10 protein-coding genes are annotated in these 10,747 nt (G+C 69.2%); 8 read left to right on the top strand and 2 right to left on the bottom strand.

Features of this window, described 5'->3' with window-relative positions:
- The 3 genes from VB739_RS15015 to VB739_RS15025 form a co-directional block, all read left to right on the top strand.
- A partial coding sequence (locus tag VB739_RS15015) for a peptidase domain-containing ABC transporter (RefSeq protein ID WP_323357837.1) occupies nt 1–2,148 on the top strand: 2,148 nt, incomplete at its 5' end.
- Nucleotides 2,148–3,662, top strand: a complete 1,515-nt coding sequence (locus VB739_RS15020; RefSeq protein ID WP_323357838.1) for an HlyD family efflux transporter periplasmic adaptor subunit — start codon at nt 2,148–2,150, stop codon at nt 3,660–3,662. The genes VB739_RS15015 and VB739_RS15020, both read left to right, overlap by 1 nt.
- Nucleotides 3,659–3,934: a hypothetical protein gene (locus VB739_RS15025; RefSeq protein WP_323357839.1), complete on the top strand. Its 276-nt coding sequence runs from the start codon at nt 3,659–3,661 to the stop codon at nt 3,932–3,934. The genes VB739_RS15020 and VB739_RS15025 overlap by 4 nt, the downstream gene beginning before the upstream one ends.
- A gap of 28 nt (nt 3,935–3,962) precedes the next feature.
- On the opposite strand, the gene VB739_RS15030 is transcribed toward VB739_RS15025, so the two are convergent.
- A complete protein-coding gene (locus tag VB739_RS15030; RefSeq protein WP_323357840.1) occupies nt 3,963–5,099 on the bottom strand; it encodes a hypothetical protein in 1,137 nt (378 codons plus the stop codon).
- Nucleotides 5,100–5,143: 44 nt separating this feature from the next.
- Here VB739_RS15030 and VB739_RS15035 point away from each other — a divergent pair, with 44 nt between their 5' ends.
- A complete protein-coding gene (locus VB739_RS15035; RefSeq protein WP_323357841.1) occupies nt 5,144–6,349 on the top strand; it encodes a glycosyltransferase in 1,206 nt (401 codons plus the stop codon).
- Nucleotides 6,350–6,355: 6 nt separating this feature from the next.
- On the opposite strand, the gene VB739_RS15040 is transcribed toward VB739_RS15035, so the two are convergent.
- Complete coding sequence (locus tag VB739_RS15040) at nt 6,356–7,681, bottom strand: hypothetical protein (protein ID WP_323357842.1); 1,326 nt, start codon at nt 7,679–7,681, stop codon at nt 6,356–6,358.
- Nucleotides 7,682–7,988: 307 nt separating this feature from the next.
- On the opposite strand from VB739_RS15040, the gene VB739_RS15045 reads away from it, so the two are divergent.
- The 4 genes from VB739_RS15045 to VB739_RS15060 all read left to right on the top strand — a co-directional run.
- The gene (locus tag VB739_RS15045) at nt 7,989–8,660 is read left to right on the top strand and encodes a hypothetical protein (RefSeq protein WP_323357843.1); all 672 of its coding nucleotides are present in this window, start codon (nt 7,989–7,991) and stop codon (nt 8,658–8,660) included.
- A 15-nt stretch (nt 8,661–8,675) separates the two neighbouring features.
- Nucleotides 8,676–9,716, top strand: coding sequence for a hypothetical protein (locus tag VB739_RS15050; RefSeq protein ID WP_323357844.1), 1,041 nt, complete (start codon nt 8,676–8,678; stop codon nt 9,714–9,716).
- Nucleotides 9,713–9,922, top strand: a complete 210-nt coding sequence (locus VB739_RS15055; protein ID WP_323357845.1) for a hypothetical protein — start codon at nt 9,713–9,715, stop codon at nt 9,920–9,922. Before VB739_RS15050 ends, VB739_RS15055 begins: the two co-directional genes overlap by 4 nt.
- A 16-nt stretch (nt 9,923–9,938) precedes the next feature.
- Nucleotides 9,939–10,747 (top strand): hypothetical protein (locus VB739_RS15060; protein WP_323357846.1); only part of this gene is annotated, 809 nt, incomplete at its 3' end.

Raw genomic sequence — 10,747 nt, forward strand, 5'->3', positions numbered from 1 at the left:
GCCCTCGGCCGTGCCAGCGGCAGCCGCGCCGTGCCGATCGCCCTCTGCCAGGCCCTGGCCGACTTCTTCGGCCTGCCGCTCAACCGCGACGCCCTCGCCGACCAGGTGGACGCCATCCTGCAGCGCCAGGACCGGCTCAACCTGGTCAACATCGGCCAGATCATGGACACCCTCGGCCTGCGGGTGGTGCTCACCCGCGTGCCCGCCAGCCGCCTGGGGCGGGTGCCCGCCCCGGCCCTGCTGTTCCAGAACGGCCACTTCGGCCTGCTCGACGGCGTCGAGCCCGACGGCCGCGCCCGCCTGCTGGAGGCCGAGCTCGGCGCCCTGCTGGTGCCGGCCCAGGAGCTCGTCACCCACGAGGGGGGGATGGTGGAGCTGCTGCTCTTCGATCGCAAGCCCGATGCCAAGCAGGCCCGCTTCGACTGGAGCTGGTACTTCCCCTTCCTGCGCCAGCACCGCCGCGAACTGATCGAGGTGCTGGTGGCCTCGGTGGTGATCAACGTTCTGCGGCTGGTCTTCCCGCTTGGCCTGCTGGTGCTGATTCAGAGCGTGCTGGCCAGCCGCAGCATCGGCGCCCTGGTGGGCATCGCCAGCGTGATGCTGCTGGCCAGCCTGCTGGAGGCCGTGTTCCGAACCCTGCGCAGCTTCCTGTTCACCGACCTGGCCAACCGGATCGACCAGGACGCCAAGGCCACGATCCTCGACCAGCTGGTGCGTCTGCCCCAGGGCTTTTTCGATTCCCGCCCCGTGGGCCGGATCACCTTCTACTTCTCCCAGCTCGATCGCCTGCGCGATTTCCTGCTCGGCAAGACCCTGCCCACCCTGGTCGACTTCGCCTTCTCCATCCTCTATCTGGCGATCCTGTTCGCCATCAGCCCCATCCTCACCCTGGTCACCCTGGCCACCCTGCCCCTGATCGCCGCCGTGGGCCTGGTCAGCAATCCCCTGGTGCGCAGCCAGATCAACCGCACCATGGCCCAGGCCGTGCACGCCTCCAGCTTCCTCACCGAAGCCATCACCGGCATCCAGACGATCAAATCCCAGAACGCCGAACTCAAGACCCGCTGGGAATTCCAGAACCGCTACGCCGCCTACATCGGCGAAGACTTCAAGCTCAAGGTGACCCGCGAAGCGATCAGCAACCTCTCCACGTTTCTGAGCAACGTGGGCCAGCTGGTGGTGATCGCCGTCGGCATCTGGCTGATCATCCAGGGCCAGCTCAACATCGGCGCCCTGTTCGCCTTCCGCATCCTCTCGGGCTACATCAACCAGCCCCTGGTGCAGCTGGTGAGCACCTGGCAGGACTTCCAGTTCAACACCCAGGCCCTGCGCATGGTGGCCGACGTGGTCGACCGCGACACCGAGCAGACCGCCGAGCAGGCCAGCAACATCCCGCTGCCCCCCCTCCAGGGCCGGGTGCAGTTCGTGGATGTGGCCTTCCGCTTCCGCGACCAGGGCCCCCTGGTGCTCGAAGGGGTGGATCTGGAGATCGCCGCCGGCTCCTTCGTGGGCCTGGTGGGCGGCTCCGGCAGCGGCAAGTCCACCCTGCTCAAGCTGCTCTCCCGCTTCTATCCCCCCGAGCGCGGCAGTGTGCTGATCGATGGCCTCGACATCGGCAAGGTGGAGCTCTATTCCCTGCGCCGCCAGATCGGTGTGGTGCCCCAGGATTCGCTGCTCTTCGACGGCACGATCCGCGAAAACCTGCTGATGGTGAAGCCCGATGCCACCGCCGCCGAGATGATCCGCGCCGCCCGCATCGCCTGCGCCCACGACTTCATCATGCAGATGCCCCAGGGCTACAACTCCAGCGTCGGCGAACGGGGCGCCGGCCTCTCCGGCGGCCAGCGCCAGCGCCTCGCCCTGGCCCGGGCCGTGCTTCAGAACCCCCGCATGCTGATCCTCGATGAAGCCACCAGCGCCCTCGATGCCACCACCGAGCGCCAGGTCTGCATCAACCTCTTCGAGGCCTTCCGCGGCCGCACCGTCTTCTTCATCACCCACCGCCTCTCCACCGTCCAGCCCGCCGACCTGATCGTGCTGATGGACAAAGGCGCCGTGATGGAACAGGGCAACCACCGCCAGCTGATGCAGCTGCGAGGCTGGTACTACGCCCTCTACCGCAGCCAGAACCAGGAGGGTCTCAGCTGATGGCCACCCCGCCCCGCTCCAGCGATTCCAGCTCCCGGCTCGTGGCCCTGCTCGAAGGCTGCGTCGGCTGGCTGCGCTCGCCCCGCTCCCGCCGCCAGCCTCCGGTCATCCCCGTCCGCGTCGATCTGGTCGGCAACCCTTCCCTGCCGCCCAGCCCCCCCCCCGCCACGGACACCGCCGAACCCACCACCGAAGCTTCGCCCGCCCACCCGTTCGGCGGCGCCGTCGCCACCACCGGCGCCGAGACCACCCGGGAGTGGTCGTTCCGCGAAACCGTGGTGCTGCGCAAGAGCCGCCGCAGCTCCAGCCTGCTGCTCTGGGCCGGCGTCGGTGGCGTGGCCGCCCTCGGCCTCTGGAGCGTCACCGCACCGATCGCCGAAACCATCGCCGTGCCCGGCAAGCTCGAACCCTCCAGCACCGTCAAGGACATCGACTCCCCCGTTCCCGGCGTGGTCGAGGAGGTGCTGGTCAAGGAGGGCCAGGCGGTGACCAAAGGCCAGCCCCTGGTCCGCTTTGATCTGCGTGAGCCCCGCAGCAAGCTGGCCGCCGCCGAAAGCATCCGCGAGCGCCTGATCAACGAAAACCGCGTCGCCCGCGCCACCCTCGGCGAAGACGCCGCCACCGCAGGCCTCACCCCCAACCAGCAGAGCCAGCTGCGCGATCGCGCCCGCGAGCTCAACAGCCGCCTCGATGCCGCCCGCGAGGAGCTGGCCAAGAGCACCACCCGCCTGGCCGGCTACCGCGATTCTCTGCGCATCTACACCGACATCGAACGCCGCTTCCAGTCCCTCGTCAGCGACGGTGCCGTCAGCGAGGTGCAGCTGCTCGAAGCCCGCAACAAGATGCAGGACCTGCGCACCAGCGTGGCCGAGGAGGAGCGGGAGATCGCCCGGCTGCGCTCCCAGCTCATCAACACCGGCTCCGGCACCGACGTCGAACTGCGCACCAGCATCGAGGCCAACCTGCGCCAGATCAGCGACCTCGACGCCCAGATCCGCCAGGCCCGCCTCCAGATCCAGTACGGCGTGCTCACCGCCCCCACCGACGGCCTGGTGTTCGACATCGGGCCCAGCGCCGGCAGCGTGGTGACCATCAACGAAACCACCCCCCTGCTCAAGGTGGTGCCCCAGGACTCCCTGCGCGCCAAGGTCTACCTTCCCAACAAGGCCATCGGCTTCGTCCAGGTGGGCCAGTCCGCCGACCTCTCCATCGAGACCTTCCCCGCCAACGACTTCGGCTATGTGCCGGCGAAGGTGGAGCGCATCGGCTCCGATGCCCTCACCCCCGAAGAGCAGGCCAAGGTGCTCGGCACCCAGGCCGAAGGCCTGCACTTCCCGGTCATCCTCCACCTCCAGCGCCAGACCATCCCCCTGCCCAACAAGAGCAGCGTGCCCCTCCAGGCCGGCATGGCCCTCACCGCCGACATCAAGCTGCGCGAGCGTCGCGTCATCAGCCTGCTGACCGGCCTGTTCGAGGATCAGCGCCGCAACCTGCAGCGCCTGCGGTCGAATTGAGCGACAGACCCCAGGGCGACTGGTGGCGCTTCGTGCCGGCCAAGCAACGCCGCCGCCGGCGCTTCAAGGCCTGGCGCCTGCGCTGGGGGGAGCGGCTCCGCCACCGGGGCCTGGCCATCGCCCTGGCCTTCCTCGCCTACGGCCTGATCGTGCTCTGGCTGCTGCTCACCATGCCGCCGGTGGTGGCCCTGCTGGCCCTGACCCCCATGGTGCTCCTGCCCCTGCTCGGCTACCTCACCTACTGGCTGCTGTGGAAGGAATTCCACGAGTGAGCAGCACCCCGCAGCACCCCGCCAGCGCTCAGCTCTTCACGTAGAGGCTGGGCAGGGCCCCCAGCAGCCACTGGGGCATGAACTGCTCCCCTCCAGCGAAACCGATCTTGCCCGGAGGGAAGAAGGGCAGCACCGCCAGCACCACCTGGGTGGCCTTCGGCCGGGTCATGTTGCGCACATAGTGGGCCAGCTGGGCCCGCAGCTGCCGGTCCTCCTCCGACAGGGGCGTGGCGGCATAGCCGCTGCGCAGGAACTTGCGGTACAGCTCACCGAAGGTGCTGCCGAACAGGGGCTGCAACTGCTCATCGGGGGTGTCCAGCCAGATCTGGCCCAGCTGGCGGCGGTAGCCCGCCAGTTCCTTGAGGATCGCCCCGTCGTCGGGATCGATCTCGAACAGATTCACCAGGCCGTTGAGGCGGGTGAGGAAGTCCTCGCTGGCGGTGAGCTGCAGGGCCTTGGCGCCGGTGTACCCCGACAGCTGCGGCAGTGGCGGCTCCGCCTCCGTCCCCGCGGCCCCCACCGCAGCCTGTGGCGCCACGACCCGCTCCGCCCGGTGGCCCGCCGGCGCCAGGGCCTTGCGCTCCAGGGGGCTGGGCTGGCGGATCCGCGGCAGGATCTCCGGCTCGAACAGGCTGGCGTAGTCCTGCAGCAACCAGGCCGGAACGTTCTGTTCGCAGTTGCGCACCTTCATCTTGCCCCGGCCGAAATAGGGCAGCACCGCCAGCAGGATGTTGGCCATTTCCGGCCGCTCGAAGCCACTGAACAGTCGCTGACTGAGATAGTCCTTCCAGGCTTCTTCATCCCGCAGCAACGGCTGGGAGGCCAGTTCAGTGCTGATCATCTGGCGATAGCAGGTGCCGACCGCTGAGCCATACAGAAGCTCCAGGGCATCGATCGGCGCACTCAGCCAGAACTGGGACAGGCACTGGCGCGCCAGCCGCGCCTCCGCCACCCGCGTGGGGGTGGCTTCGTGGGCGAAATCCATGAAGATCGTTCCCAGCCGTGCCGTCGACCAGGGCGTGATCTGGGGACGGCGAGCCATCTCCAACGGGGTGGTGCCCGGATCACTCACCAGAGTGTCGAGAGAGACACCATCTTTTTCCACCTTCCTCTCACCCCAGCTCACCGTGTCCCGGCGTCCGAACAGACGGCTCCAGAGCGACATCACGCAGATCGGGATAGGCAGCGGGATTGTAATAGCGTTGTCAGATGGAACTGTTGCTGATCCATCAGAACCATCCCGGCCAGTTTCGTGACCTGACCCCCGCCCTCGAACGCCGCGGCCATCGCCTGCTCGGCCTGGGGGCCACGCCCCGCGGTCAGCGTCTCCACTACGACTGGCGTCCCCCCACCCTTCCAGACGGCCTGACCGATCCGGTGCTGGAGGCCAACCTGCGCCGAGCGATTCGCGTTCAGGAGCGCTGCCTGCAGCTGCGCGAGCAGGGTTACGTTCCCGATGCCGTGCTCGCCCACAGCGGCTGGGGAGAGCTGCTCTACCTGCGCGACATCTGGCCCGAGGCGGTGCTGATCGCCTACCCCGAGCTCTATGCCGCCCCGCCGCTGCTGGGCTACGGCTTCGATGCCGACCTGGGCGAACCCTCCCCCGCCCTGCGGGCCCAGTGGCGCCGCGGCAACCTGATGGGGCTGGCGGCGATCGCCGATGCCGACGCCTGCGTCGTGCCCACCCTCTTTGCCCGCGACACCTTTCCCCCCCACCTGCGCGGCCGCTTCCACGTGCTGCACGAAGGCATCGCCCTGCCGCCACCGCCCGCCACCACCGGGGCCACCACCATTCAGCTGGAGGGCGGGCCCACCCTGCACAAGGGCGATCCGGTGATCACCTTCGCCAGCCGCAACCTCGAGCCCCTGCGCGGCTTCCGCAGTCTCCTGCGGGCCCTGCCCGCCGTGCTCAGCGCCCGGCCCGACGCCCGGGTGGTGATCGTCGGCGGCACCGACAGCGGCTATGGCGCCCCCTCCTCCCATCCCGAGGGCCACAAGGGCGAGCTGCTGGCCCTGCTCGGCCACCGGCTTCCCCTCGACCGCCTCCATTTCCTGCCGCCCCTGCCGCACCGGCAGCTGCTGGCCCTGTTCCGCGTCAGTGCGGCCCACGTCTACCTCTCCTATCCCTACGCCCTCTCCTGGAGCGTGCTGGAGGCGATGGCCTGCGGCGCCCTGGTGGTGGGCTCGGACAACCCCCCGGTGAACGAGCTGATCCACCACGGCCACAACGGCCTGCTGGTGCCGTTCAACGACCCCGATCGCCTGGCCGAATGGCTCCTGGCCGTGCTGGCCGACCCACCCGCCTTCGCCGCCATGGCCGAGGCCGGCCGCGCCACCATTGCCGCCCGCTACGAAGTCAACCGGGCCGCCGAGGCCTTCGAAGCCCTGATCCGCAGCCTGCAGCTGCTGCGCTGAGCGGCGTCAGCGTCGCCGCCGCCAGGGCTTCAGCTCCTGCAGCACGGCGTCCACCACCGGGATCCAGTCCCGCTCCACCCCCTGACGGAACAGCCGCAGGCTCGGGTACCAGGGGCTGTCGTCCCGCTCCCTGAGCCAGCGGGGATCGGCGCTGAAGGGCAGCAGCACCCAGGCCGGATGGCCCATGGCGCCGGCCAGATGGGCCATGGCGGTGTCCACCGTGAGCACCAGATCCGTGCCGGCCACCACCCGCGCCGTGGCCAGGAAATCCCCCGCCGCCTCGATCGCCCCGGCGAACAGGTGCGCCACAGGCTCCGCCAGCTGCCGGTCCTCCCCCTGCTGCAGCAGCACCGGCTCACACCCCTGGGCCACCAGCCCTTCCACCAGCCGCACCAGGGCGGCGGCGGGCAGGGTCCGCTTGCGGTACTCCCGCCGGGTGAACCCATCGGCCAACTTGCGGCCACTGGCCCAGGTGAGCCCGATCCGCGGCGGCCGCCCGTAGCGCTCCTCCGGTTCGATCGGCGCCAGACCCCGCAGGTAAGCGCCCCGGCCCTCCGGCCCCGGCGGCTGCGGGCAGGGGGCGCCCCCCAGGGCCGCCGGCAGCGACAGCAGGCTCACCACCACCCCGCCCCCGGGCTCCCCGGGCTCCCCGGGCCCGTCCTCCTCCGGCCGGGCCCGCACCTGCGGCGGGTTCTCCAGCCAGGCCAGACCCTCCCGCAGCAGGGCCACCAAAGACGTTTCCACCTCCAGCACCACCGACTGACCCCGCCCCCGGGCCTGCTCCTGAAGCGGCGGGATCCAGCGCAGGTACTGCAGGCCATCGCCCAGACCCTGCTCGCTGCGCACCCTCAGCAGCGGGGCCTGAGCCACGGCGGCCGCCACACCGCCCGCGGGGCCGGGGTTGCGGCCGGGGAGCTCGAAGCGACGTTCGGCCAGGGCGAAGGCCTCCTCGTAGGCCTCCAGCCCGATCAGCAGCGAGGCATGGTTGCAGGCCAGTTCGGGGCCATCCCCCCGTTCCCGGCAGTTCCGGAACGCCCGATCCGCCGCCTCAAACCGGTTCAGATCCCGCAGGCTGTTGCCGAGGCCCATCAACGGGCCCGGACGGTCCGGCAGCAGCAGCGACGCCCGCCGGTAGTGCTCCAGGGCCTCTTCCGGCTGATCCGACAACCACAGGGCATTGGCGGCCCGCATCACAACGGCTGCATTGATGGGGTAGTGAGTGATCAAATCCTGATAAATGCAGGCGGCTTCACTCCACTCGTGCAGCAATTCCGCCTGGCGTGCCTCCTCAAGCACCTGCTCAAAGTCTGGATCGCTGGAATAGGCCGTCATGACAGGGATCCTGGCCCAGCGAGCAGACCGCCGCAAGGACTGCATGGCCGGAACAAAGCCTGGGAATCGGATGTGAGTCTCGATCGGCTAATTAAGGGAACTGAACCGCTGAGTGAGGACGCAACTGGAACCGAAAGAAAATGACGCGGGCAATACATAGACCGGCAACAGTCACGTGTACCTTGATTGCAACTTGTAAGCGCCTGCCGCCCCAATGGCATCCTCCGATACACTTTCGCTCTTCGTCCCGGATCCAGGCGAAACCATTACCCAGACGACGACGTCTGGCGCCAAGGTTGCCTCCACCTTGGTTGGTGACACCCTCAACACCAGGATTTTCCCGAACAGCGGCCGCAACATCAACGACGTCGGCGTCAAGGAGCCGTCGGCCGGAGACACACGAACCACCTTCGGCGGCGCCTCCAAGGACACTTCCTACATTGGCAACGCCGACGACAACGCCGTCACTTACACCGGTGATGCCAAGAACGCCTTCATCAGCACCGGAGCCGGCGACGACACCCTGATCGCCTCCGACATTTCCAAGAGCACCATTTCCCTCGGCAACGGCAACAACACCGCCATCACCGGCGCCGTCAAGGACACCACCTTCACCTCCGGCACCGGCGCTGACAGCTACACGATTCTCGACAACGCCAACTCCGTCAAGATCAGCTCGGGTGCTGGAGACGACACCCTGATCTTCGGTGGCAAGGTCAACGACGGCACCTTCCTCCTCGGCCGCGGCGCCGACGTGCTCGACTTCTCCGGCAAGGTCCAGAACACCTGGGTCGACCTCGGCAACGACTTCGACATCGATCAGGTGTACTTCAACGCCAAGGCGGACATCGGCAACGGCACCCAGATCTTCGGCGCCGGCGATGGCGACCTGCTGATCATCGGTGGCGAAGAGTACTCCTACGACATCGACCAGTCGTCCTTCATCTCCAGCGCGGGTGATTCCATCACCTTCGGTTGATGACCCCTGCCATCCGTGGCCACCTTGGATCAGGAGCGGTTCGCCCGTAACTACATCACGTGCATGGAGAGGAGGGATCTTGCTGCGGCAAAGTCCCTCCTTTTTCTCTGGGTCCAGGCCTATTTCGCCTCCCTGCCGGCGGCCCCCAGCCGCCACCAGCTCACCAACCCCGACCTCTGGGGGTCCCTGGCCCAGTACGCCGCCCTCAGCGGTGATTCCACCCCGGTCGACGACTTCTGGAACCGGCTCGACGGCATCACGCCCCGCACCACCACCAGCGCCTCGATTCCCCTGCTGGGGATTCCCATCCTCAATCGCCCCGATCTGCTGCAGCGGCTCCTCGACAGCCTCGATCACCCCGTCGACACCCTCGCCATCGTTGACAACAGCGTCGGCTCCGGCCTCGCCGACACGGCAGCCCTCGGCCGGCTGCTGGCCCAGCTGGAGCGGCAGCCGCCAGCCGGCATCGGCCAGGTGCGGGTGGCGCGCCCCTTCGCCAACCAGGGGGTGGCCACCAGCTGGAACGCCATCCTCAGCGCCTTCCCCGAGGCGCCCTTCGCACTCCTGGCCAACAACGACGTCGTGTTCGCCCCGGGGATCCTCGCCCAGGTGATCGCGCGGATCGATCCCGCCCAGCCCCAGTTCCTGCCGCTGCTGCCGGCGCCCCAGGAGTTTTCCGCCTTCGCCATCACCCCGGCCGCCTGGAATCGGGTGGGTCTTTTCGATGCCAACTTCCATCCCGCCTACTGCGAAGACCTCGACTACGCCGAGCGCCTCCGCGGCTGCGACGCCATCGAATGGATCAGCCCCGAAGCTCTCCAGTCTCTGCAGCAGCTCGCCAATCCCACCGCCAGCGCCACCATCGCCAGCGACCCCAGGCTCGCGGCCTGCAACCGCACCACCTACCTGCTCAACTGCCTCTGGCTGCACAGCCGGCGCCGACGGGAGAATCCCCATCCCGGCACCTGGATGCGGCGCTGGCTCAGCCAGTGGGTGCTCGAACCCGTCTCCGAAGCCAGCGAAGCCGGAGCCCTCAGCGAGGCGGTGCGCTCATGAGCCAGCCCCTGCGCCCCGACCCCGGCTGGCCCATCGGCGGCGGCCTGCTCGTGGTGCTGGCGGTCACCCTGGTGGTGGGCCTGCAGATCGGTGCCATGCCCTGGCGGTTCCGCAAGCAGATGTGGCAGCTGCAGGGCGCCCTCGCCGGCGGGGTGGCGGGGCTGGTGGTGGGCTACGTCGTCGGCCGCGGCCGCCCCAGGCCATGACGCTCGGGGGCTCCTGATGCGCCGCTTCCTCGACGAACCGCTCGGGCCACGGCCGCAGATCGTGGTGATCGGGGCCCCCAAGCTGGGCAACTACGTGGTGCTGCAGCCGCTGCTGCGGGGCCTGCGCCACAAGTACCCGGCCGCCCGGATCACCTACGTGGGCAGCCAGCGCACCCGGGAGTTCGAGGAACGCAATCCCTGGATCGACGCCAGCCTGCCGTTGGGGGAGCAGGGCCCGGCGGCCCTGGCGGCCCTGCGGCAATGGCGCCAGTCCCTGGCGGACCGGGGCGACGGAGAGGGCGACGGCGACAGCGAGGGGGTGGATCTGGTGATCAACGCCGACGGCCACGCCCCCCACACCCCCGCCTGGGTCCAGGCCCTGGCGCCCCGTTTCGTGGTGGGAGCGGCGCCGGTCCCGCCCGGCGATCATCCCCTCCAGGCCCTGGCCCTCGATCCCCACTGGGCCAGTCCCGCCCTGGTGGAGCGCTACGACGGCTGGATCGGCAGCAACAGCATCCGCGAACTGCACTGCCGCGTCGCCTGGGTGGACACCGACTTCGAACGGGTGGAGCTCCCCAGGGAGCCCGCACCGCCGGGGCTGCCGCCGGTGTTGATCGCCGTGAACGGTGAGCGCGCCGCCAAGCTCTGGCCCCTGGAGCACTGGCTGACCCTGCTCGAGCGACTGCAGCAGGAGCTGGGCCTGTCGGCCGGGGCCATCGGCCTGATCGGCGGTCCTCCCCCCGCCGAGCCGCGTCAGGCGGGCGACCGGCTCGAGCGGGCGCTGCTGGCCCGCAGCGGCCTCCGCGATCTGCGCGGGCGGCTCAG

This window comes from Cyanobium gracile UHCC 0281 (genome assembly GCF_034931305.1).
GTDB classification, from domain to species: Bacteria; Cyanobacteriota; Cyanobacteriia; order PCC-6307; family Cyanobiaceae; genus Cyanobium; species Cyanobium gracile_A.